At 47.5% G+C, this 23,349-nt stretch carries 27 protein-coding genes and 1 tRNA gene; 8 read left to right on the top strand and 20 right to left on the bottom strand.

Going from position 1 to position 23,349, the window contains the following annotated elements; translation table 11 throughout:
* Nucleotides 1-8: 8 nt before the first annotated feature.
* The 9 genes from flgH to U0358_RS04125 all read right to left on the bottom strand — a co-directional run bounded on the left by flgH (nucleotide 9) and on the right by U0358_RS04125 (nucleotide 7,277).
* Nucleotides 9-683 carry a flagellar basal body L-ring protein FlgH gene (flgH, locus tag U0358_RS04165; RefSeq protein ID WP_317498475.1) on the bottom strand — a complete coding sequence of 225 codons (675 nt, stop codon included), beginning with the start codon at nucleotides 681-683 and terminating at the stop codon, nucleotides 9-11.
* Between the two features lie 34 nt (nucleotides 684-717).
* The gene (flgG, locus tag U0358_RS04160) at nucleotides 718-1,506 is read right to left on the bottom strand and encodes a flagellar basal-body rod protein FlgG (protein WP_317498474.1); all 789 of its coding nucleotides are present in this window, start codon (nucleotides 1,504-1,506) and stop codon (nucleotides 718-720) included.
* Nucleotides 1,507-1,527: 21 nt separating this feature from the next.
* A complete protein-coding gene (locus U0358_RS04155; RefSeq protein ID WP_322407172.1) occupies nucleotides 1,528-2,271 on the bottom strand; it encodes a flagellar basal body rod protein FlgF in 744 nt (247 codons plus the stop codon).
* 108 nt (nucleotides 2,272-2,379) lie between these two features.
* The gene (gene flgE / locus U0358_RS04150; RefSeq protein ID WP_322407171.1) at nucleotides 2,380-3,735 is read right to left on the bottom strand and encodes a flagellar hook protein FlgE; all 1,356 of its coding nucleotides are present in this window, start codon (nucleotides 3,733-3,735) and stop codon (nucleotides 2,380-2,382) included.
* A gap of 15 nt (nucleotides 3,736-3,750) precedes the next feature.
* Nucleotides 3,751-4,434 (bottom strand): flagellar hook assembly protein FlgD, encoded by a 684-nt coding sequence (gene flgD / locus U0358_RS04145; protein ID WP_317498471.1) that lies wholly within the window; start codon nucleotides 4,432-4,434, stop codon nucleotides 3,751-3,753.
* A 14-nt stretch (nucleotides 4,435-4,448) separates the two neighbouring features.
* Nucleotides 4,449-4,901, bottom strand: a complete 453-nt coding sequence (flgC, locus tag U0358_RS04140) for a flagellar basal body rod protein FlgC (protein ID WP_317498470.1) — start codon at nucleotides 4,899-4,901, stop codon at nucleotides 4,449-4,451.
* Nucleotides 4,902-4,907: 6 nt separating this feature from the next.
* Nucleotides 4,908-5,312 carry a flagellar basal body rod protein FlgB gene (gene flgB, locus U0358_RS04135; protein ID WP_317498469.1) on the bottom strand — a complete coding sequence of 135 codons (405 nt, stop codon included), beginning with the start codon at nucleotides 5,310-5,312 and terminating at the stop codon, nucleotides 4,908-4,910.
* Between the two features lie 100 nt (nucleotides 5,313-5,412).
* Nucleotides 5,413-6,249 carry a CheR family methyltransferase gene (locus U0358_RS04130; RefSeq protein ID WP_322407170.1) on the bottom strand — a complete coding sequence of 279 codons (837 nt, stop codon included), beginning with the start codon at nucleotides 6,247-6,249 and terminating at the stop codon, nucleotides 5,413-5,415.
* Nucleotides 6,250-6,341: 92 nt separating this feature from the next.
* Nucleotides 6,342-7,277 carry a chemotaxis protein CheV gene (locus U0358_RS04125; RefSeq protein ID WP_322407168.1) on the bottom strand — a complete coding sequence of 312 codons (936 nt, stop codon included), beginning with the start codon at nucleotides 7,275-7,277 and terminating at the stop codon, nucleotides 6,342-6,344.
* 162 nt (nucleotides 7,278-7,439) lie between these two features.
* On the opposite strand from U0358_RS04125, the gene flgA reads away from it, so the two are divergent.
* From flgA to U0358_RS04095, 6 genes are all read left to right on the top strand, one after another.
* The gene (gene flgA / locus U0358_RS04120; protein ID WP_317498466.1) at nucleotides 7,440-8,162 is read left to right on the top strand and encodes a flagellar basal body P-ring formation chaperone FlgA; all 723 of its coding nucleotides are present in this window, start codon (nucleotides 7,440-7,442) and stop codon (nucleotides 8,160-8,162) included.
* Between the two features lie 91 nt (nucleotides 8,163-8,253).
* The gene (gene flgM / locus U0358_RS04115) at nucleotides 8,254-8,577 is read left to right on the top strand and encodes a flagellar biosynthesis anti-sigma factor FlgM (protein WP_322407167.1); all 324 of its coding nucleotides are present in this window, start codon (nucleotides 8,254-8,256) and stop codon (nucleotides 8,575-8,577) included.
* Complete coding sequence (gene flgN, locus U0358_RS04110) at nucleotides 8,577-8,978, top strand: flagellar export chaperone FlgN (protein ID WP_322407165.1); 402 nt, start codon at nucleotides 8,577-8,579, stop codon at nucleotides 8,976-8,978. The genes flgM and flgN overlap by 1 nt, the downstream gene beginning before the upstream one ends.
* 57 nt (nucleotides 8,979-9,035) lie before the next feature.
* Nucleotides 9,036-9,515: an LPP20 family lipoprotein gene (locus tag U0358_RS04105; protein ID WP_322407164.1), complete on the top strand. Its 480-nt coding sequence runs from the start codon at nucleotides 9,036-9,038 to the stop codon at nucleotides 9,513-9,515.
* Between the two features lie 98 nt (nucleotides 9,516-9,613).
* Nucleotides 9,614-10,777: a flagellar assembly protein FlgT gene (locus tag U0358_RS04100; RefSeq protein WP_322407162.1), complete on the top strand. Its 1,164-nt coding sequence runs from the start codon at nucleotides 9,614-9,616 to the stop codon at nucleotides 10,775-10,777.
* A gap of 40 nt (nucleotides 10,778-10,817) precedes the next feature.
* A tRNA-Arg gene (locus U0358_RS04095) sits at nucleotides 10,818-10,894 on the top strand.
* 6 nt (nucleotides 10,895-10,900) lie between these two features.
* On the opposite strand, the gene U0358_RS04090 is transcribed toward U0358_RS04095, so the two are convergent.
* The 9 genes from U0358_RS04090 to U0358_RS04050 form a co-directional block, all read right to left on the bottom strand.
* The gene (locus U0358_RS04090) at nucleotides 10,901-11,704 is read right to left on the bottom strand and encodes a sterol desaturase family protein (protein ID WP_322407161.1); all 804 of its coding nucleotides are present in this window, start codon (nucleotides 11,702-11,704) and stop codon (nucleotides 10,901-10,903) included.
* Entirely contained in the window at nucleotides 11,697-12,335 is a 639-nt protein-coding gene (locus U0358_RS04085; RefSeq protein WP_322407160.1) for a CDP-alcohol phosphatidyltransferase family protein, read from the bottom strand. The genes U0358_RS04090 and U0358_RS04085 overlap by 8 nt, the downstream gene beginning before the upstream one ends.
* Nucleotides 12,328-12,996: an ATP-binding cassette domain-containing protein gene (locus U0358_RS04080; protein WP_322407159.1), complete on the bottom strand. Its 669-nt coding sequence runs from the start codon at nucleotides 12,994-12,996 to the stop codon at nucleotides 12,328-12,330. The genes U0358_RS04085 and U0358_RS04080 overlap by 8 nt, the downstream gene beginning before the upstream one ends.
* A complete protein-coding gene (locus U0358_RS04075) occupies nucleotides 12,980-14,599 on the bottom strand; it encodes an ABC transporter permease subunit (protein ID WP_322407158.1) in 1,620 nt (539 codons plus the stop codon). Before U0358_RS04075 ends, U0358_RS04080 begins: the two co-directional genes overlap by 17 nt.
* The gene (locus tag U0358_RS04070) at nucleotides 14,578-15,645 is read right to left on the bottom strand and encodes an ABC transporter substrate-binding protein (protein WP_322407157.1); all 1,068 of its coding nucleotides are present in this window, start codon (nucleotides 15,643-15,645) and stop codon (nucleotides 14,578-14,580) included. Before U0358_RS04070 ends, U0358_RS04075 begins: the two co-directional genes overlap by 22 nt.
* Nucleotide 15,646: 1 nt before the next feature.
* Nucleotides 15,647-17,839: a dihydrolipoyl dehydrogenase family protein gene (locus U0358_RS04065; protein WP_322407156.1), complete on the bottom strand. Its 2,193-nt coding sequence runs from the start codon at nucleotides 17,837-17,839 to the stop codon at nucleotides 15,647-15,649.
* A gap of 5 nt (nucleotides 17,840-17,844) precedes the next feature.
* Nucleotides 17,845-18,132 (bottom strand): type II toxin-antitoxin system RelE family toxin, encoded by a 288-nt coding sequence (locus U0358_RS04060; protein WP_322407155.1) that lies wholly within the window; start codon nucleotides 18,130-18,132, stop codon nucleotides 17,845-17,847.
* A complete protein-coding gene (locus U0358_RS04055) occupies nucleotides 18,122-18,376 on the bottom strand; it encodes a type II toxin-antitoxin system Phd/YefM family antitoxin (protein WP_082815442.1) in 255 nt (84 codons plus the stop codon). The genes U0358_RS04060 and U0358_RS04055 overlap by 11 nt, the downstream gene beginning before the upstream one ends.
* Before the next feature lie 62 nt (nucleotides 18,377-18,438).
* Nucleotides 18,439-20,763: a TonB-dependent receptor gene (locus U0358_RS04050; protein WP_322407154.1), complete on the bottom strand. Its 2,325-nt coding sequence runs from the start codon at nucleotides 20,761-20,763 to the stop codon at nucleotides 18,439-18,441.
* Between the two features lie 154 nt (nucleotides 20,764-20,917).
* Between U0358_RS04050 and U0358_RS04045 the strand changes: the two genes are divergently transcribed.
* Nucleotides 20,918-21,706 (top strand): DUF547 domain-containing protein, encoded by a 789-nt coding sequence (locus U0358_RS04045; protein ID WP_322407153.1) that lies wholly within the window; start codon nucleotides 20,918-20,920, stop codon nucleotides 21,704-21,706.
* A gap of 38 nt (nucleotides 21,707-21,744) precedes the next feature.
* Here the strand turns inward: U0358_RS04045 and U0358_RS04040 are convergent, their stop codons facing one another.
* The gene (locus U0358_RS04040) at nucleotides 21,745-22,047 is read right to left on the bottom strand and encodes a helix-turn-helix domain-containing protein (protein ID WP_317498453.1); all 303 of its coding nucleotides are present in this window, start codon (nucleotides 22,045-22,047) and stop codon (nucleotides 21,745-21,747) included.
* Nucleotide 22,048: 1 nt separating this feature from the next.
* The gene (locus U0358_RS04035; protein WP_416182996.1) at nucleotides 22,049-22,414 is read right to left on the bottom strand and encodes a type II toxin-antitoxin system RelE/ParE family toxin; all 366 of its coding nucleotides are present in this window, start codon (nucleotides 22,412-22,414) and stop codon (nucleotides 22,049-22,051) included.
* 162 nt (nucleotides 22,415-22,576) lie between these two features.
* On the opposite strand from U0358_RS04035, the gene U0358_RS04030 reads away from it, so the two are divergent.
* Complete coding sequence (locus tag U0358_RS04030) at nucleotides 22,577-23,299, top strand: DUF1499 domain-containing protein (protein ID WP_322407152.1); 723 nt, start codon at nucleotides 22,577-22,579, stop codon at nucleotides 23,297-23,299.
* Nucleotides 23,300-23,349 lie beyond the last annotated feature (50 nt).

Genomic DNA, 23,349 nt, shown 5'->3' with positions numbered 1-23,349 from the left:
CTTACTCCTTAGAATGGCCATATCGGGCTGTTAAAGAAGCGGGTTAACCAACCCTGCTCCTGCACCTGCGCAAGGCTGCCAGTGCCCGAGTACTCAATGCGCGCATTGGCGACACGAGTTGACGGGATTTGGTTAGCGGCAGTGATATCCTGCGGGCGGATCATACCGGTTAAGCGAATATATTCGTCACCCGTATTGATGCGCATCCATTTTTCACCGCGAACAATCAAGTTGCCGTTCGGCAGTACTTTAATAACGGTTACGGTAATTTCACCATTTAACTGATTACTTTGATCAGAGCTACCATCGCCGCTGAAATCCCTGGTTCCATTTACACCAGCCGACAAAGGGTTACCGCCAACGGTAATATCACGTCCAAACATAGTGGGGGCACCTAGCTCTGCCGAACTCTCTTTGGAGGTTTCAGTGGTTGCCGTTTTACTGGCAGTGGTCTGCTCCTGCAACGTCACGGTAATAATGTCGCCTAATCTGCGGGCTTTAATATCTGAATACAGATTATCCGCGTAAGCATCCTGAAACAAAGAGCCTGTAGGTACCACCGGCTGAGCACGTTCTTCCGGTAACACGGGTGCGTAATATGGGTCATCCGGCATGGGTTTATGCGGCGTTTGCGCACAGCCAGCCAAAACCAGTGCCGTTAAAGAAAAAAGTAAAAAACGCATAGAATCACCCGTTGTTATTTAATGACGACAACAATTAAAGCTGCTGATTAATGTAACTCAGCATCTGATCCACAGATGAAATCACTTTAGAGTTCATCTCGTAACCACGCTGGCTCTCAATTAAGTTCACTAGCTCTTCAGTTACATTCACATTCGAGGTTTCCAGGGCGCCCTGAATGGTGTTACCCATTCCGTCAACGCCGGGAACCGCCTCTAAAGGTGCACCACTTACAGCGGTTTCTTTATAAAGGTTCTGCCCCATAGGCTGTAAGCCGGCCGGGTTAATAAAGTTCACCAGGTTAAGCTGCCCAACCACCACGTTATCGGCGTTGCCAGGCTGCGTGACAGTAACCTCGCCTTCTTGTGAAATACTGACCGACATAGCGTCGTCAGGTATTTGAATAGCCGGCTCAATAGTGTAGCCATTACCCGAGGTCACCATTTCGCCCTCTTCATTTAAAGAAAACTGACCATTGCGGGTATAAGAAATGTTTCCATCTGGCATCAACACCTGAAAGAAACCTTTGCCGTCAATCATCACATCCAACGAGTTGTCCGTTGTCTGAACATTGCCCTGGGTATGCGCTTTTTGCGTAGCAACCACTTTTGTACCGGCGCCAAGCATCAAACCATTAGGTAACTCGGTGTCCTGTGCCGACTGACCGCCCGGCTGGTTAATGTTCTGGTAAAGCAAGTCCTCAAACACTGCCCGGCTCTTTTTAAAGCCAATGGTGCTGGAGTTCGCCAGGTTGTTGGAAATGACTGAAATATCGCGCTGCTGCGCATCCAGTCCGGTTTTACTTATCCATAATGCTGGGTTCATGGTCTTTCTCCTGGGCTAAGCTTAGCTCATTCTCATCAGCGACTCGGAACGCTGGGCGTTCTCATCGGCCGTTTTCATTAATTTGACGTTCATTTCATACTGACGCTGCAGAGCAATCATGTGCGTCATTTCTTCGACACTGTTCACGTTACTGCCTTCCAAAGCGCCAATTTGAAGTTTTACGTTGGCATCGGCTAAGGCTTGCTGGTCATCTTTTAACTTAAACAGGCCATCGTTACCTTTTTCCATATTGCCGTTCGGCGGGTTAACTAATTTAATGCGGTCAATCACTTCCATCGCGTTTGCCGGAGCGCCCATCGGGCGTATCGAGATATTCCCGTTTGCTCCTATTACCAGGTTGTCTATGGGCATGGGAACAAATATGGGGCCGTTATTGCCGAGTACCGTCTGGCCTGTTGAGTTTTTTAACAAGCCATCAGTACCCACTTCGAGGCTGCCGTTGCGGGTATAACGTTCATTGCCAGTGCCATCGTCGACCGCAATCCAGCCCTGATCTTTAATGGCAACATCCATGTTCCGGCCGGTTGTTTGTATTGCTCCACTGGCAAAATTTTGCCCGGGGCTTTCCGTCATAGAAAAGACACGAGTCGGCAAACCTTCACCAAAGGCCTGCATTGCCCGCGCCTGTTGCAAGTCGCCTTTAAACGCCGTGGTATTGGCGTTCGCTAAGTTGTTGGCACGAACAGCGACAGCGTTCATGTTTTCTTTCGCGCCGCTCATCGCTACCCATAGCATCTTGTCCATAGCTGACCTCCAGCCAAAATTTTGTCATCTGGGTTAAGCAATGCAGATTTCATGCCAAAAACAAAAAAGACGCCCAAAGGCGTCTTTTTAATCGACAGATAAAAGCGATTAACGAATCTGAAGAATGGTCTGATTAATGGTGTTATTCACTTCAAGTGAACGCGAGTTCGCCTGGAAATTACGCTGGGCTGAAATTAAATCAACCAACTCTTTGGTCAGGTTAACGTTTGAGTTTTCAAGTGCTGACGCTTCGATTCCACCAAAGGTTCCAGTATTAGCTTCGCCAGAAAGCGGTTCTCCAGAGTCTATACTCTCGCGCCATTTAGTTCCGCCAATTTGCGTTAAGCCTTGTTCATTAGCAAAGCGAACAACTGCTACCTGGCCTAAATACTGAACATCACCATTTGAGTAAGTTGCTGCAATTAAACCTGACTTGTCGATATCAACGTTAGTTAATCGGCCTACAGTGCTACCGTCCTGATCCAGGTTAGTTACTTCAAAGTCTGAAGCGAACTGAGTCGGTGACGTTGTGCCGCTCAAATCCTGAAAGTTGAACTGAATAGTTTGAGCAGATGCACCATTGTTCAGGTAAGGATTACCTGCAGCATTATTGGCTGATAAATCTAAAGAACCAGGATCAAAAGTTGTTTGCCCAGCAGCTACGTTGGGTTCACCATTACCTAAAAACTCGACTTGTAGGCCTGTAAACCCATTAACAGAGTTCGTTGCAGACGGTGTCGCTGTCCCGGTTGGATCTAAATCAATCTCATCACCGTCGAATGTTGCATAAACATCCCACTGATTAGATGCACTGTCTCTTTTTACGTAGTACGTCGACAGCGTGTGGGATTCTCCAAGTGAGTCATAAACAGTTGCAGACGTTGAACTGTGATAAGTACTTGGTGTTTCCGGATCAAAGGGATTAGCCGTTCCATCAATGGGAGAGCGACGAGCATCTACGTTAAATGCAGTAAATACATTATCGGTACTCTGTGGCGCACCAGCCACATCCGGAATTCGGATAGGTTGCGTCGTTGCAAGTGCAACGGATGAATTCACGCCACTATTACGATCAACCTGATAGCCCTGCAGGTAATTCCCTTGGTTATCGACAATGAACTTATCATCGTTCAATTTAAAAGCACCTGACCGAGTGTAAGTCAGATCACGAGAGCCAAGACCGTCTGTTGTCGCAAAAAAACCGTTACCACTAATGGCCATATCCAGCGAGTTGTCAGTGAAGTCCAGAGTACCCTGGCTGAACTGCTGAGCGACTGACGATGTCAAAACACCATCACCCACTTTGGTATTGCCTGCATTAAAAATGCTGCTGGCATAAACGTCCGCAAATTCTGCCCGAGACTGTTTGAAGCCCGTTGTTTTAACGTTTGAAATATTATTCGCGGTCGTATCCAGATCTTTTTGCGATGCATTGATACCGCTAAGTGCAATATTAAATGACATAAGTCACCTCATCTGTTAACTAATTTCAGAGACATCAGACAGTTTGATGCCGCCTAATCCTTTAAGATTCAAAACCACACCGCGGTCACCGCCGGTGCTGACACTTTGCACGCGAGCGTGCATCTGTATGGGCAGTTCTTCAGTTTGACCACCCACACTGGCATTCACTGAGAATGAGTAGTTTCCGGCTGGAGCTTCCTCGCCGTTGGACATTTTCCCGTCCCACTCAAACTCTTTGGTACCCTGAGCCATATCACCCATATTAATGGTACGAACTACTGCACCAGTGCCATCTTTAATACTAATTTTCACGTTCTGAGCCGTTTGGGGCGTGGCTATCATACCGGTGACTCCGGCTCCTGATTCCAGATTAGCCTGATCAGTCGGAACCAGCACTTTACGCCCAACCATGGTTGAAGCCTGCAGGGCCTGGTTTGAGGTCATATCATTTGCGAACTGATCAAAACGGTCCGACAAGCCGCTGATGCCTTCCGCCATAGTAAAACTGGTCATTTGAGCAATCATTTGATCGTTCTCGACCGGTTTAGACGGGTCTTGCATATTCAGCTGTTCCGTTAGCAGCTTGAAAAAGTCTTCCTGCTCCAGCTTTCCCTGCTCATCCGGATCAGCATATTCAGCACCTTCGTCTTTCTTCCACTTCATGCTGTCGATGAGTGAGTTATTGCTTACGCCTTCCATTTGTTATCTCCTGCTTACCCTTGACCCAGACGCAATAAACGTTGTGTCATTGTTTTGGCAGTGTCCGCTACCTGCACGTTTGTCTGGTAGGAACGCGAAGCCGAAATCATGTTTGCCATTTCTTCCATGGTGTTGACATTGGGACGGTAGATGTAACCGCTTTCGTCAGCCATGGGATGATTTGGCGCATACTCAATTTGCAGCGGGTCTTGGCTTTCCACGATACCCAGTACTTTGACACCCGCTTCCTGGCCTGCCTGAGTCTGATTCGTCAGACTATTACCACGATAGTCACCTTTAGCGTCGGCTAAAGCCGTTGCGAAAACCGGGTTTCTGGCCCGGTAGGTTTCATCAACACTGCTGCTGATTGAGTTAGCGTTTGCCAGGTTACTGGCCGTTGTATTCAGTCGTACTGACTGAGCACTCATAGCCGAACCCGACACATTAAAAATGTTAAACAGACTCATGACTTATTATCTCCCTTGTCCGCCCAGGGCTTTCTTCACACCGCTGATGCGGCCATCAAGAAAGTTCATGGTCATTTCATACTCCAACGCATTTTGTGCATACAAGTTTTGTTCCAACTGCACATCAACGGTGTTGCCGTCGCCGGTATCCGGTTGCGTAGGTACGCGGAACTTTTCAGTTCCCTGAGGTTGTATTTCAACGCTGAAATGCTTTTCGTGAGTACGCGCCATTTTGTGGTTTTCCATACCGCGCTGCGCTTGCTGTAAAGCTTGCTGGAAGTCCAGGCCTTTCGCTTTGTAGCCGGGGGTGTCGGCATTGGCGATGTTATTGGCAATAAGCTCCGCGCGCTGAGTACGTACACCCAACGTGTGTTGCTGTATTCCCATAAGTTTGTCCATGGAAAGTGCCATATTTTTGTCTCCACAGTGTTCGATAGTGAAGACAATGCAGGAAGTGTGCCAATTTAAGGAGGGATTATTGCTTTTTTAGGCGAACATTTCCTGCAGGAAACTATTTTCTTCGGTAAATTATGCCTGGCTGGCAGCGGATCATTTCAAAATCGTCAGTAAGTCCTGAAATTGATTCGGATGCACCGAGGAAAAGATAGCCACCGGGGTTAAGCGATTGCCGGAATTGGGCAATAATTTTCCGCTTTACTTCCGGGGCAAAGTAGATAAGGACATTTCGGCAAAAAATCACATCGAACTTGCCCAGCAAAGAATAGCTGTCCAGCAAGTTTAAGTGACGAAAATGAATGAACTGTTTAAGCTCGTCTTTTACTCTCATGGAGCCGGCTTTACTTTCGGCGTCCGTAAAAAACTTCTTTCTACGCTCAGCCGACAAACCACGCGCAAGAGCAAGACTATCGTATTCACCAATTGCACATTGCTCGAGCACCTTATTAGAAATGTCGGTTGCCGTTACTTTTATGCCAGCTCTTAGCCCGCCCGGATTCTTCGCCTTATACTCTAAGTACGTCATGGCAATAGAATAAGGTTCTTGCCCGGAGGAACAGGCTGCGGACCAAATTTTTAAAGGCCCGGTGTGGTTTTTATATTCAGGAAGAATACGGTCGTTCAAAATTTCGAACGGGTAAGTGTCACGAAACCACAAGGTTTCGTTGGTTGTCATGGCATCAATAACCGCTGCCCGTAAAGCCCGCTCACTTAGCTTCATTGAGCGTTTTACAAGCTCCGCCAGCGAGTCGACATTGAACCGGCCCATTAAAGGGCTCAAACGACTCTTCACCAGATACAGTTTGCTTTCACCCAATACGATACCGCATTGATGTTCAAGGAACTGACGAAATTCCTGATATTCCGATAAACTTAATTCGCGATCTATCACGTTATATAAACAACTTCCGTTTCAGTTTCATTCGTTTCGTAACCTGACGTTTACGTCAGGTCTAACATCGCACCTGATGCAGTGGCACCAGGCTACGCAATAACTTCTGTATTCAGCCATTTTTGTACGGCGGTCGCCAGCTCATCCGGATGAAATTTTGCAATAAAATCATCCGCGCCGACTTTCTTAACCATAGCCTGATTAAACACACCACTCAATGATGTATGTAAAATAACATGAATATCGCGTAAATTCGGGTCTGCTTTTAGCTCAGCGGTCAGAGTGTAACCGTCCATAATCGGCATTTCCACGTCCGACACCAAAACAGGCACATGAGGGTGAACCGAGCCCCCCACTTCCTTAGCTTTTTCTTTTAAGTAGTCTAATGCTTCTTTACCGTTCTTTTTGACTTCGAGCGTAATACCCAAAGACTGCAATGCACGTTTTATTTGGTTACGGGCAACCGAGGAGTCATCCGTTATTAAAATGGTCAAATCTTCTTTTTTCACATTAATGGCTGCATTAGCAACTTCTTCGCTGACGTCCGTATTCGCAGGCATAATATCTGCCAGAATGCGTTCTACATCGATAATTTCAACCAACTCGTCATCAATCTTTGTCACTGCCGTCAGGTAGGCGTCTCTGCCAGTACCTTTAGGCGGTGGCATGACACTTTCCCAGTTAATGTTGATAATGCGATCAACGCCTTCAACCAAAAAGCCCTGAATGGTTCGGTTATATTCAGATATAATGACAAAACGGTTCTGAATATCGGTTAGCGCCCGCCCCCCTGTCGCCATACTCAAATCTATAATAGATATTGCCTGTCCGCGAATGTGCGCAATACCTCGAACAAGCGGGTTTCGGTTAGGCATTGCAGTCAGCCTGGGGCATGGCAATACTTCACGTACTTTAAATACGTTAATGCCAAAGCGCTGTTTACCGTTTAAATGGAATAGCAAAAGCTCCAACCGGTTTTGCCCTACCATTTGCGTACGTTGATTCACTGAATCGAGAATGCTAGCCATTATTCACTCCTGTTATGTGGCAGGCTACTTCTACTTCGGCACGGTATTTGCTTACATCTATATTAACCATACTGAAACCATCGAACTGCCGAACTTTTGACGTTATACCGTTTTTTTCGGCACTCGACCAGATAACCTTAACGGATAACATCAGGTATTTTTATGATAGTACGTAAATCGCTGCTGATCAGTTCGATTTTTTTTATAGTTTGTAGCTTTAATTCCGTTAATGCAGAAACCAAAGTCTCGGAAGACAGCCTGCGCTTTAATTACAAAGCGCTACAGGAGCTGGCTCATAATTATGTAGAACAGCGGGTTTCTGCGCCGGATAACGGTCGTGTGGAGGTGGTTGCCAATAACCTCGACCCGCGAATGGCTCCCAAAATTTGTGCGCAGCAACCAAAAGTCGGTCTGGCAACTAATGCTAACCTCGACAGCTATACCACCATTGAAATTGAATGCGTCGGTAAAGCCAACTGGCGCACCTATGTGCCCGTACGAATTTATCGCTATAAAAATGTAGTTACCGCGGCCTCACCTATGGCGCCAGGTCAAATGATAAGCGAAAGTGATTTAGTTTTTTCTGAAGTTGACCTAAATCGGGTTCGCTCAAACGTATTTACTGACATGACAGCTTTAGTGGGAGCCCGCATTAAAAAGCGCATTACTGCAGGTCAGGCAATAAGTGCCAGCGATACATGTCTTGTATGTGAAGGGCAAAGCGTTACAATAGTTGCCCAAGATAAAACGTTGCGAATTACTGCAGCAGGAAAAGCTCTGGCTGATGGTCTCAAAGGTGAGTCGGTTGTTGTTGAAAACGCACGGTCGAACAAATCAATACAAGCGGTTGTCACAGGACTAAACGAAGTGACTGTCAATTTATAATGTTTTATAAAATTGCCGAAATTTTTATTTAAGTTTTTGCAGGCTTGGTCGATAAGTAACCGAGACATATTATCTAGCGAGGCTAAAAACCATGTCAATTAACATTAACAATGCCGGGCTGAAAAATGCCAACATTGATAGCAAGTCAAGTAACCGTCAAGTACAGAGCGATGCTCCGGCGAAGCCTGCTTCGGTTTCGCAAAAAGGTGGTGACGCTGTTTCATTAACCAGCGAAGCGCAACAACTGAGTGGCTTACAGGAAAAAGCAATGAACAGCAGCGGCATTGACCAAGCCAAAGTTGACAAAATTAAAGCCGACATTGAAAGCGGCTCGTACAAAATTAACGTTGAACAACTGGCCAATAAACTGGCTCAGTTTGAGTCTGACATGTTCAGTAACGGCAGCAACGAATAATGACCGTGTTGGCGCCTGTTAACGATATATTACAGGATATGGCAGACTCGCTGGAAAACCTTGCGTTGCTTCAGCAGCGTGAGCTTAATGCCATTGTCGAGCGCCAACACGCCGATGTTAATGCTCTTACCGACGCCAAAGAAAAAGCGCTAGTCCATATTAGTGAACTCGACCAGCAGTTGGCTCAACACCCGGACAACGACCAGTTAAAAGATGACCCGGACTTAGCTGAAGCGGTTGCCACCATTGAGGCTGCTCTTTCTGACATTCAGCATCAAAGTCAGGTTAATGAACGCGTGGTTCAGTCAACACTGAACAGTATCGATCAGTTAAAACAAACCATTTTACAGTCCGCACGAAAAGACACTCTTACCTATAACAGCAAAGGTAAAATACGCTAAAGATTTTTCCAGCCCAGCCGTTATAACCATAAGTACTTTGTTCAATCAGAGGTCGTTATGGCTAAGCATTTACTCTCTTTCGCTCTACTTGCATCCGCATTGTTATTAAGTGGCTGTAGTGCGTACAACAAAATTGTGTACGATCAAAAGCACGTTGAATGGGACACTCAGACACCAAGTGAATTTCCGGTGCTGAATGCGGTTGGTTACGCCCCTATTGAAACCCAGCAAGGCGAAAATGCACAGCTAAAAGACTTAAACGCCATGCGCGCCTCCAAGTTAGCCGCTTACCGCGAGCTTGCCGAACAAGTGTATGGTCAACGTATTGCCGGTGGTAGCTCCGTTGAAGACTGGATCTTAAACCAAGACAGTTTCCAGGCTTCAGTTGACGGTGTTATTCGTGGCGCAGAAGTGGTTAAGACCTATACCGTGGGCGACTACTATGCAACGGAGTTACGCCTTGACTTTGAAAAGGTTCACCGCTTGTATCAAAGCACCAACCGTCAGCAGAAAGTGAAACGCGTCGTCTATTATTAAGCCCCACTTTATATTGAGCTAAACATGGCAGGGTTTTTGCAGGTAATTCCGATGGTAAAGTAACGACTAAAAACTGACACTAGGGATGCATTAACACCATGAACTGGAAAACCCTGCTACTCATCACCTCTGTTTTCTTTATTGCTATGCCAAGCGAAGCACGTTGGGTGGAAGCTCAGGGCACTGCCCGCATTATTAATGGTGACACCAATGCCGCCCGCGAGAAAGCCATAGAAAACGCCCTTCAGCAGGCATTATTAACCTCTGGTGGTAACATCTCCAGTATTCAGCAAGTGGTAGACGGCGTTTTACAAAACACCGAAACCCAGTGGAATAGTCAGGGCAATGTTGACCAGGTAACCATAGTTCGCGAGGAAGTACGTGACGACCGCGTTATCGTTTTGCTTCGCGCGGATATCTGGAACCGCGAAGGCGACTGTACCCGCAGCAGCTACAAAAATTCCGTGACCGTTGTACCATTTGAGCTTCGCGACCGCGCTCATGGTACCTGGGGACAAATTTGGGAAATAGGCAAAGTTGCGGCCGAGCGTTTAGCCCGTGAATTAGGCGGTGTTGGCAGCCAGTTGCAGATTGCCCACACCCTGCATCGTCACACTGGATTAGACCGGGCTCTCAGCGGCCTGAATCTGGAAGAGTTAGGCCGCATGTCCCGCAGCATTGGTTTAGCCAATGACAGTCAGTTTGTTATCTTTGGCATGTTTGACGACCTGGCCATGATGGACACAAAATCTAGCTGGTTTTGGTCCAGCGACCCCGACCGCCATTACGCATTAACACTGTACCTTCTCGACGCCACCACCGGACAGCTAGTAACCCGTGCACGAGTCGAGAACACCCAGCCCTGGACCTTTGACCGCAGCACCGACGTCGATGTTGCCACCGCACAATTCTGGAATGAACCTTTTGGTGCAGCACTGGACAGCGGCTTGCGCGACTTAGCTTCCGGCGTCAAAGAACAGGTAGTCTGCAAACCGGTACGAGCCAGAATTATTGCCGTTGATGCAAATACTCTTCAGTTCAACTTAGGTGAAAAGCACGGAGTACAACGGGGTGACAAGCTAAAAATTGTGCAACCCAGCCACTTTACCGACGACCAGGGCCGTTATCGTCAGAAGTGGCAGGTCAGTGAATTTGAAGTTGAGGTGTCCCAGGTGCAGCAATCTACCGCTGTCGCTAAGTTGACGAAAGGAAACATGCTGCACAACATTCAGGTAAACGATTGGGTGGTACCGGTTAACTGAGGGTGAAACCCGCGACAGCTTCTGGCATAATTCGCGGCACGTCCCCGTAGCTCAGTTGGATAGAGCAATTGCCTCCTAAGCAATAGGTCGCAGGTTCGACTCCTGCCGGGGACGCCATGTCTATTACTTCCGGGTAAACGGAATCTTCAGTAACCCCCAAAGTTTGGTTGTTATTTTTGCGTCGCGGTATTCGTGCAGACCAATATCCACATTGTCGGAGCCGGCTTTTGGCTTTGCGGTAAAGCTACGAAAGAGGTGATCCCACCAACTGACACTAAAGCCGTAGTTACTGTTGGTTTCTTCTTTTTCTACACTATGGTGAATGCGGTGCAGCTCCTGGGTAATGAGCACTTTGCGCACGAGCTTTTCCAAAGGCTTGGGCAGAGCTACGTTGCCGTGGTTAAACAAGGAGCAGGCGTTAAGAATAATTTCGAACACAATAACGGCTAACGCCGGAGCGCCCAAAGCAAGAATGGCGGCCGCTTTTATAAAAAAACTCAGCACAATTTCAGCCGGATGAAAGCGCAAACCGGTGGTGACGTCAAAATCCGGATCGGCATGGTGCACCCGGTGCATTCGCCATAATAGAGGAATGCGGTGGAACAATCGGTGCTGCCAGTAAATAACAATATCCAGTACGACAATGCTGACTACCATAACCAACCAAAAGGGTATTTCCGTACCCGCCCTGCTTAAGTCATTAAAAAGTCCCCAGCCATTTTCTGATGCAACAAGTGCCACTCCAGTCAGGCCAACGGGCGCAATAATTCTCAGCAATACCGTATCGACGGCAACTATGGCGAGGTTTGCCGGCCAGCGCTGTTTACGGCTGTAGCGGGGCTTACGCTTAGGTGAGACAACTTCCCACAACACCATAATAAGCAATACGCCAAGGAAAATACTTAAGCGCCAGGCCGTTTCAGACATTGGTATCCTCCGGATTTGCCGTTGGCTGTTTCAGTGTGCGGTAACCGGCAATAATGCGGGTTATTGCGGTAAGCCAGCAGGCGGCAGCGAATATATAGGCCAGTACGGAAAAGTGCTGTGGCCACAGGCAGAACGCCACAAAAGCTAAAATGGTTTCAAAACCTTCGGTTAAACCGCCCATATAATGCAGCGACTTATTCGGGTATTCCGGATTTTCAATACCGCGCTTTCCGGCAACGCTGGCAAAGGCCAGAAAAGTAGAGCCAGTACCCATAAATGTGACTAACAACAGGCCCGCAGCAATGGCGTTCTGTTCGGGCGACGCCAACAAAAAACCAAAGACCACAGCACTGTAGAAAATGAAGTCCAGCACAATATCAAGAAAGCCGCCGGCGTCGGTTAGCTGAGTGCGCCTTGCTACTGCGCCGTCCAGACCGTCGCACAAGCGGTTTAGTAAAATAGCCGCCAGCGCGAATTCATAAAGCTCAAAGTCTAAAAATGGCACCGCCAGCAAACCGATGATAAACCCCGTTATGGTGACCTGATCAGCAGTGACGCCGACACGAACGAGTAAGCGCGCCGGGAGGTCGAGAATTTTTCGGGTTAGCGGCAGTATTTTCGGATCAAACATTGGCTGCGACTCCTTTTACCTCAGCGCCCTGTATTTCAAGCACGCGGCCACAGGCATCTGCGCTGTCATGAGTGACTAATAAGGTCGGCATTTGTTTGTCTTTGAGTTGTGCAAAGGTCCACTGCCTGACATCTTCCCGCAAACTGGCATCTAATGACGAAAACGGTTCGTCCAGTAACATGGCCTGCGGCTCTGCTAGTAATGAACAGATTAAAGCGATGCGAGCGTATTGCCCGCCGCTTAAGCTGTCGGGGTAAACAGCCCATTTATCCGTTAACCCCAGATTGTTTAGCATGGCGAGAGCTTTGTCTTTTTGTTGCTGACGGTTTAATAGTGAACGGGTTTTTTGCGCAAAATAGCAGTTCTCTTCAACCGTTAAGTGCGGAAACAAACCGCCTTTTTGAAACATCATGCCGAGTTGGCGCGCGGCAATTGAGCGCTCGCTGATATCTTCGCTGTTTAACCTTAACTCGCCCTGAATATGAAAGTTAGGCAAGTGCTCACCAAGCACCCAGCGCAGCAAGGTCGACTTACCCACACCACTCGGGCCCATCAGCGTGACAATTTCACCTTTTTCGACCGTCAGTTCATTCAGACTGAATAAAGGCTCAGTGCCATTTTTTGTGCGCCTTTTTATTTCGAGGTTACGAATGTTCAGCATAACTTTTTGTCCCAATGAGTCCGACAGCAATAAACACCACCAGTGGCAGTAGCATTTGTAGCAGCGCATAAAGGCTGCCAATACGCCAGTCGCCACCGCTGGCAACACTAACGGCTTCGGTGGTTAAAGTGGGTGTTAAACCCTGCCCCAGCCATTGCGTTGGCAGGTACTGAGCAATACTAACCGAAAAGGCGACCGCAAAAGCCACTGCTATGGGCTGCTTTAGCATGGGTAGCATAATTCGCCACCAGGCGGCTCGGGCGCTATAGCCCAGGCTTTGCGCCCGGGTTAACCATTGTTCGTTAAAGCGGGTGTAAGCCCCGTGCAAAACCAGGTAGGCGTAAGGCAGAGTATATACAGCATGTGACCAGAACACCCACCACGGCTGCCAGCCACTATTGAGTTGCCCGCCAACTAGCCGTTGCCAACCAAGCACCAAAGGCACCTGCGGAATAAACAACGCTACAAGTACAGGCCAGTAAAACGAAGCGGCGGCTTTCTGTCGTTGCCGTTGTAGCAGAACAATTGCAGCTAGCGTACCTACTAACGCACTGAGCAGCGCCAGCCATAAACTGTTTAGCGTGGGTTCGGTTAAATAAGCCCACTCGCTTTGCCAGCGCTCAAGGGTTAACTCTGCCGGCCACAAGTTTGGATAAAACCAATGCGACGCCAGACTTTGCAGGACTAAAACAACAATAACACCCAACGACAGTACACCCAGAAGAATCCATGTATAGCGGCTGGCTTTATCTGTGTTGAGTTTTACGGGTTGGGTTACTTTTTTACCGAGCACGAAGCGGCGATAGAAAGCATAATGCCGGGCATTTATTAATAGCAGTATTAAAGCCATAGCCAATAAAACCCAGGCACCTGTTATTGCCTTAACCTGACTACCGGCAGAGAACTGAAAGCTCCATTCATACACACGCTGCGCCAGCACGCCCGGTGTGTTACTGCCCACTAACAGCGGAATATCAACAACGGACAATGAGTAAATAATAACTGCCGCCATAGGCAGCGTTAAACGCCGTAAAAGTTCCGGCGTAACAATGCGCCACCAGGCTTGCCGTTCACTGTAACCATAGCTCTGTGCCTGGGTCATCCACGAATTAACAGGCAACTGTTTTAATTGGGCCGATATCATTAGTAGTAAAAATGGCAGCTCTTTTAAAACCAGAACCATCATAACCGTCACTAACGACTTTTCCGGTAATGGCCAACCTGCCGGCGGTGCCGGAAAAATTCCGCTGACGCTTTCGGTTAAACGTATCAGCCAGCCGGACGGGCTCATTAACAACATAAGGCCGACCGCAAAAGCCACATGCGGAATGGACAAAAGTGGGGATAGCAGTTGCTGCAGGCGGGTGTGTTTTAACAATGCCGGCGCCATCCATAACGCCAAATAACAGGCAATTAATGGTGCCGCGACGGCGAGTATAAGGCTTGAAGCTATTGAGTCGTAGTCTGCGAATAGCTCAGTTAAGGCTACTAAGTTGACACCGGTTTCAGGGTCAAATGACGTAACCAGCAGAAAGAGCACACCACTGCCAACCGGCAGAATAATGAGCAATAACCAGACAATTATTGATAACGTGCGGACCATTCCCGCTCCAGATACTCCTGCCAGCTTGCATGAAGGTCGTCGGTGGGTTCCAGCAGCGAAGAGCCTTGCGCACTTTTAAGAACGGAAGGATCGCCCCAGCGATTGGAATCGGCTTTTCGTTGCTGTGCTTTTTCAGACAATAAAAATTCGATAACCGCTTTCGCGGTTTCGGGGTTATTGGAACTGCTCGGCACCGCCAAATAATGGTTATTGGTTATGGCTTTGTCTGACAACGTATGACGCTTAACGCCCGCAGGCAACCGCCCCTGATTTACCAGAGTTTTATAATCATTGGGATTAAAACTCACCGCCATCAGCAACTGACCATTTGCCAGGTAAGAAATTTGCTCACCGGCTGAAGATGGAAAATTCTCGCCCTGCTGCCATAACAGCGGGTGCAGTTGGTCTAAATAGCTCCATAAAGGCTCTGTCAGCTCATTTGCATTAACGCTATCCACCGGTCGCTGAAATACGCTGCGCTGCTGCGGGTGTAAAGACAACAGCAACGATTTTAATAAGGTAGTGCCATGAAATTCCGGCGGTTTAGGGTAACTAATGCGGCCTTTATTTTCCCGGGCGGCGTTAAGTAGGCTTTCTGCAGTCACTGCTTTCTGGGCGAAAAGCCCGGGGCGGCTAATCAAATTAAATTGCCCAACGCCCCAGGGCACTTCCAGCCCATCCACCGGTTCGCCGAAATCGGTTTGCCAGTTAAGCTCCGGGTTAATGTTGTTCATTGCCTTAATTTCACCGGCAATGGAACGCAAAGCGTCAGCCTCTTTCAGTGCATGGAAATTTTCACCGTTTATCCAGATAATATCCGCATTGGAATGACCGTCGATAATCTGCTTAACCACCTCAGAAGCGTCCGCCACTTTATTATGGCGCAGCTGAATGCCCTGCTCTTGCAGTTCTCTTTGCGCCCAACGTAAGTAACTGTTTACTTCCGGCGAGCCACCCCAGGCATAAAAGTTCACCACTTCTGCCTTTAATGGTAAGGCGGCAAAAAGTGTCACTAACAATAAACTGATGGCAGCAGTAAAACGCATTTTAACTCCGGCGCCAGCGATGAAATTTCTCAACCCATGTTAGCAGCTTCCGCGGCGCATTGGCTCGTTTCCATTCACCCGCCACGTATTTATTCGCCTCCGCCAGAGTCGGATAACTGTGTATGGTGCCCAATATCTTATTCAGCCCAATACCGTGCTTCATGGCCAGCACATATTCTGCCAGCAACTCACCGGCCTGCGGGCCAACAATATTCACACCTAATAGTTCGTCTTTACCGGGTTTGGTCAGCACTTTTACCCGGCCATAGGCGCTGTCATCGGCAATGGCTCGATCCAGTTCACCAATATCGTACTCGGTTACTTCGTAAGGTTTATCGGCTTTTTTCGCCTGCTGCTCGGTTAAACCCACATTTGCTAACTGCGGCGAGGTATAGGTTACCCAGGGAATGACAGAGTAGTCCGCCCGGAAGGTTTTGAATGGATCAAACAAGGCATTTACCGAGGCATACCAGGCCTGGTGCGAGGCAACATGGGTGAGCTGATAAGGCCCTGCAACATCGCCACAGGCGTAAATATTAGGGAAGTTGGTTTGCAAAAGCTCATTGGTACTGACTGTCTTATTGGTTTGCACCCCAAGCTCTTCTAAACCAAAGCCCGATACATTGGGTTGCCGCCCCAGCGCAATTAACACCTTGTCGAAGGGTATCTCAACTTCTTTGCTTTGGTCGACATTCTGGTTATCAACACTTTCGTTATCAACCGTCTGCTCAGCAATAAGCACAGATTCGCCATTGTGTTGTTCAAAACGCAACGCTTTGTGGTTCAGCTTAATATCAATGCCTTCTGCCGTTAAACGCTGCGTTAGCAGTTCTACTGTGTCGGCATCTTCCGGGCCCATAAGCCGCTCGGCCATTTCCACCTGAGTAACCTGTGAACCTAAACGCTGAAACGCCTGAGATAACTCACAACCAATAGGCCCGCCCCCCAGAACTAACAAGCGCTTGGGCAATTCTTCCAATTCCCAGAGCGTGTCTGAGGTTACAAAGTCGACCTTATCCAAGCCTTCAAAGTTTGGTACCAGAGGCTTAGCGCCAGTCGCGATAATAATACTGCGAGTGGTTATGCGTTTGGTTTCACTCTTACCTTCGACATTGCTGGTCACTTCAACTTCCCAGGGTGAAACAATGCGCGCATCGCCTTGCTCAACATTCACACCCAAGTTGGTGTAACGTTCAACCGAGTCATGCGGCTCAATGTCTTTTATAACTGACTTCACCTGCTGCATAACCTGCTTGAAATCAACCGACACTTCGCCAACATGAACACCCGCACTTGAGGCGTTACGTGCATTGTGCGCAAGCTCCGCTACATGTAACAAGGCTTTTGAAGGCACACAACCAGTATTCAGGCAATCGCCGCCCATTTTATGCTTTTCAATTAAGGTAACCTTTGCTTTTACTGTCGCAGCTATGTAAGCACTGACTAACCCCGCTGAACCGGCGCCAATAACCAACAGATTATTGTCAAAAGACTTAGGCTTTTCATAGCCTTTAAAGGCTTTACGACGTTTCAAAAAGGCCAGTACCGCTTTAGCAATTAACGGGAATATTCCTAGTAAAACAAAAGCACCTATTAGATCCGCGGAAACTACATCACCCAGGCTGGATATCTGTGCTAGCTGGGTTCCTGCGTTAACATATACAGCGGTCCCCAGCAGCATGCCCACCTGACTGACCCAGTAAAAAGTCCAGGCTTTTATTTTGGTCAACCCCATAACCAGGTTAATAACAAAGAACGGGAACAGCGGAACCAGACGCAGGCTGAGCAAGTAAAACGCGCCATCGCGTTCCATTCCGCGATTAATGGCCGTTAGCCGCTCACCGAATTTTTCCTGTACCCAGTCGTGCAGAATAAAGCGGGCACTTAAAAATGCCAGAAAGGCCCCAAATGACGCCGCAAAGCTGGCCAACAGCAAGCCCCATCCAAGTCCGAATATCGCGCCAGCACCCAGCGTCAGAATAGTCGCGCCGGGCAGTGACAACGCCGTGCTCGCCACATAAATAACAAAATAAACTGCAAATACTTGAAAGGGGTAATCAACAAAAAGCTGATTAAGCTGCTGTTGCTTTTCTTTTAGTACATCCAGAGACAGATACTGCGTTAAATCAAACACAAAAGCGCTGATAAATAGCGCAACAATAATCAATAGCAGCAACAGCTTTTTTAATGACATAAAGATTAATCCAATCTCTTGTGAGCGCTAATATACACTCTGTTTTTATCACGTTTGCCTACAGCTACAACCGTAACCACAAGCTCGGAATCTCTTACTTGATAAACCAATCTATAACCCAGTTTTCGCAATTTCACTTTGTAACAGTTACCCATTCCCTTTAAGCGAGACGCTGGGACATGAGGTGATTCAAGCCTTTGCTTGAGTCTGGCTTTAAATTGCGCCTGAACATCCTTGTTCAACTTTTTCCATTCTTTATAAGCTGAACGTTTAAACGTCAGCTTATAAATCATCGATGTTCACCTCGACTTCATCTTCATGCTGGCGTTTTTTAACTAACTCCAGTAAATCCCTGTCTTCCAGCTCTTCCATCAACGCTTCATAGGTTGCTGCCGGAATGCAATAAAATGCGGGCTGATTCCGATTCAGTACAGCTACCGGCTCGCCATGAGACTCTTCAACAACTGCCATTGGATTCTTTTTCAACTCACTAATGCTAGTTGAGTTGCGTGCGTAAATAGGTCTAACTGACTTCATATGACCTCCAAAAAGATTTTTAACAGGTCTAATTATAGGTCATGAAATCTAATTTTCCAGTTTTAAAACTTGTAATCAACACTCAACCGCGCGTGTCTTGGCTGCGATGGAAAAGCCAGGGTTGCACCAAAATAACCGCCTTCAAATACCGGCGACCAGTTATCCTGATCGGTAACATTGAACACATCAATACGGGCACTTAACTGCTCGTCAAAGCGATAACGTGCGTTCAGGTTTAGCGTATGCTGGTCACGTATAAATACTGTTTGCAAATAATCTAGCGGATAATGCTTGGTATAGCTTAAATCGCCACCGACGGACCATTCGCGGGTTATCCGCCAACCGGCAACTGCTGAAGCCTGTACTTCGGGAATGCCCTGTAATTGTTGGTTTGACGCAGGAAACGCGGTGAAATTCGGCGAGCCAACACCAGTACCTTCTATAATATCCGGGCGTGAATCATCAAACGCATCGGCCACCTGACCTGTACCCTGCGACGCTGTGGAGTTGTCATAGTGCGCATCAATATAACTGGCCGCCAGAGTTAGCCAGTAACCGGTTTCGTGCGTTCCTGTAGCTGAAGAGAAATGCCACTGAGTTTCGAAACCCTCGGTGCGAATACCGCTGTTAGAGCCATCACGGTTGCGTAAGCTTCGCTTTTGGTCAAAGACCACGGCGTCCGCGTACCAGCGGGCATCACTTGGCGCGTATTTCACACCCAGTTCATAAAGCGAATTCTCTGTGGCAAAGTTTTGCGAATCAATTTCACCGGCGGCATTTAATACCGTACCACCGGCCATCGCGTTCGACGTAGAGTCACTCTCATAGGCGGTTGCGTAGAAGGTCAGATCGGGCGTCCAGTTATACTGAGTTGAGAAACTTACCGCCGTTAGCCAATCACCGTAGGTATCACTCGCTGCTTGCACGCCTTCTGGTGGAATGGGGTCTTTAGCATCTACGTCGTAATAGTCCGCTCTGACGCCACCGATAACGCGCCATTTGTCCGTAATATCCAGTTCGTGTTGAGCGAAAACACCCCACTGGTAGCTTTTTGAGTCGGTGGTGTCTGACGTAATAAAGTCGCCCGCGCCATCGCCGTCAATATCGTACTGACTACCTGGCGATACCCAGAGACCCGGGCGCAGCTCAATTAAACTGGCTTTCTGCTCATTAGTTAATGGAATGCGACGGTTACTGAGCGGGCCTGTCAAATCAATAGGGTTATCCGCCTCGGTTGAGAACTGGCTGTAACCCAGGACATCGTTAATTCGTAAGTTAACGCCCACTACCGTTTTCTTGTTTATGTGCAGCTCGGTGCGGTTTTCAAAAGTGTGAGCGCCATCAATAATTTCAACAAAACTGTTCTGGTTAACGCCTTCGCGGGTTAAATACTGATAATACGTGCGATTAACCAGAACCATGTCATCGTTCAGCCAGTGCTGAAGTTTTGCGTGCAACAGAGTGGTTTCAGCGGTATTGGTGTCGAGCGGGTCAGTTAACGTGGTACTGCGGTCAATTCGAACTTCTCCGGTTGGGCTCACAACAGCCCCGGCTCCCGGAACCCGCGATCCGTTAGGCTGAACACCCTGCCCGGTAATATACAAATTATGGTCTATCAGATTTTGTGTTGGTCGGTTAATGCCTGCGTTGTCTGTCCAGTCAACGTCATAATACTCTAGGGATACATCCAGCAGCGTGTCGTCGTTAGGTGCAAACTTATACGCCAGCAAAAGGTCATTACTGCGGTGCTGATGAAAGTCGTAAAAACTGTCTTCGTCAACGTACTCGGCGCTTACTCGCAGGCCTTGCTCGCCCTTTTTTAACACCCAGTTATGGTCAAGCTGTAACCGATACTGTTCCCACTCACCAAATTGGGCTTTTAAGGTAGAATTCGATTCGCTCAACCGAGCCGTTTTGGGCTGCAAATTGACGAAACCGCCCACGCGCTGTGTGGTGCCCAGCATGACCGGTGGCGCGCCTTTAACAACGGCGATGCCCTCAATGGCGTTAAACGACATGGGAATACCAAGCCCATTGTTACCCGCCTGACGGCGCATGCCCGCTTCAAATAACTCGCCCAGTTGACCGCGAATGGTTGGCAGCGAGGGGTTACCAAAACCCGCCGCAGCAAAACTGTTAGGCGCAAAACGCGCAATATCATGTAAGTCATTAATGGCAGCTTCTTCCATTAACGACGCACTGATAGCCGTGGCAGCACGGGGGATTTCCTGCAGGCTCTCCGCTAAACCAAACAAACCTTCGGTTGCTTCTTCCGATGGCAGCACGACACTTCCGTCGTCGCGACCAATAACCTCAATAACTTCCATTGGTTTTTCTTGTGCCACCGCCGTTAACGGTAAGAACCCTAGCCACCACCACTTTTTCATTCTTGTTTCCCTTATTTTTTATTGACTGTGGTTATACGCAGTTTTTGTATTTTTCGATTACGCAGAATCGTTTCAAGATTGATGATCTGTTTTTAAATTAATGCCCTACAATCAAAGAGTAGAAAACATAGTAACCCGAAGACAGGAACATGTAATGCGAGCGATACTCTTTATTTTAGGCTTAGTTTTTCAAATGGCGGCAGCTGCACAGTCATTTGATCAGTCTCATGCCGCTTTCAGCGATGTTTTAAGTGAGCACGTTACAGTCTATAACAACGGTTTAAAGTCTGCGGTTAATTACCCTGAGTTAGCTCAAAACAGAAAGCCGCTGGACAATTATCTCGCCTCGCTGTCAGCAGTTGAGACGGAGCAGTATGAAAGCTGGACGCAGGAGCAGCAACTGGCCTTTTTAATCAATGCATACAACGGTTTCACCCTGCAGCTTATTATCGACAATATCGATAAATTTGAGTCCGGCGAGGCTGATTCTATTCGCGATTTAGGCGGGCTGTTTTCTAGCCCGTGGGAGAAGTCGTTTGTTACGCTACTAGGTGAAAAACGTACTTTGGATTGGGTTGAGCACGAAAAAATTCGGGGCGACTTTGACAAGCCCCGCATACATGCCGCATTAGTCTGCGCAGCAGTAAGCTGCCCTAAACTGCGCGCGGAAGCCTTTACCGGTGAAAGTCTGGAGACTCAACTAGAAGATCAGATGGTCACTTTTTTAAGCGACCGCGATAAAAACGGTATTGATGATAAAGGCATTTATCTGTCGAAGATTTTTGACTGGTACCGGGAGGATTTTGACGGGCTTCGAGACTATCTAACGCGTTACGGCGATGCAATCGCCGACACCGTTACTGAGCAACAAAAGCTCAAGCAGAATAGTAATATCCGCTATACTGATTATAATTGGCAACTAAATAGTGTTAGAAATCGCTAATCTTATGAATTGCCAACAATATACCCCCCCTTTATACTTTAAATTTCAAATCCATGATGCTGGCCATCTGGTAGCTCAATATCCAAACGCACTTTACCGCCGCCAGCTTCAATATAACGCTTTAGACTTGAGAGCTTTACGTCACGGCCCGACTTTTCCATCTTAGCTATAGTGGGCTGTTTAACGCCCAGCGCTTTAGCCATATCATTTTGCGTTTTTTTCATAAGCATACGAACTTCAGCTAAATGGATATCAAGCAGCATAGCCTCTGCTTTAGCTTCTGCATTGGCTACAATATCCTTATTTTCTGTTTCAAGTATTTGCTCTAATGTTCTGGCCATTTCAATTACCTCTCATTAAATCGTCCAGGTGCTTTGAAAACTCTTTGTCAGCTACCGGTATCATTTCTTTATAAAATCGTTTTTCGTTACCTGTCTTTTCACCTGCACATAGCAAAACGGCATCCCGGACAGGATCAAACGCAAAAAACACTCTTATCGGATTACCTTTGCTCTGAACTCGAAGCTCTTTCATATTATGGTGGCAAGAGCCTTTCACCTTATCAGCATAAGGGCGATTAAGCATTGGTCCCTTCGTTCTCAGCAATATCATGTATGCCAGTACATTTTTCCGATCAGTACTATCTAAAGCGTTATACCAATTGTCGAACACATCCGTTGTTCTGACCTGCCACATATATTTTCTCATTTAAGCTTCCATGTTTATAGCTTTAAAGGTATATAGCATCTAGGCTATTGTCAAGTTTCTACGTTATTCTTCTCTAATGTAAGAGTTGATAATAAAATTATCGTTGACCCAAACCCAATGTAGTGACGTAATAGCAGGCAACATGACTTTAAGGGTGTCTTTATGAAAGCGTTACACGGTTTATTTATTCTTCTGGGTTTATTATCTGTCGTGCTGCTTGCTATATCAGGGCCTTTATACAAAAGCGGAACAGCAGAGCTAGGCACAGCATTCTTATTGCTGCGCTGGGCTGCTTATATTGGTGCAGCAACCTTCGTGCTTAACATTATCTGGTACTTTATTCGCCGCCCGCAAGGGCTGGTTGCTGGCCTTAGTGGTTTAGCCATTATTGCGGGAGGGGTTGCCTTTTACATGCCCTTCAGTCAGTACCTGAAAGCGCAGAATGTCCCTGCCATTCACGACATAACAACCGACACACAAAACCCGCCTGAGTTTGAGGCCATTGCGCCGCTGCGTGCAGATGCACCCAATCCGGTTGAATATGCCGGAGAAGAAACAGCGAAACAACAGCGTCAGGCTTACCCTGAGTTAAGAACTTACGAGTCACTGGAGTCACCGAATGAACTCTTCTCGGCTGCATTGTTGGCCGTGGATAAAATGGCCTGGGAGTTAGTGGAAAGCTCAGAAACAGAAGGCAGAATTGAGGCTACGGCAACCACTACCTGGTTTGGTTTTAAAGACGACGTAGTGATAAGAGTTCGCAGTACAGCAGATGGTAGCCAGTTAGATATTCGCAGTAAGTCACGTGTGGGGCGCAGCGACGTTGGTAAAAATGCTGAACGCATTCGTGAGTTTATAAGTGAATTGGAAGTTCAGTTAAAATAACACTTTTATGCGCATAAAAACGCGTTATTAATCACTTTTATGCGCATAAA

It is taken from the genome of Idiomarina sp. PL1-037 (assembly GCF_034422975.1).
Lineage (GTDB): Bacteria > Pseudomonadota > Gammaproteobacteria > Enterobacterales > Alteromonadaceae > Idiomarina.
Note: the sequence above shows the minus strand (reverse complement) of the source record. Positions and strands in the feature narration are given on the sequence as shown.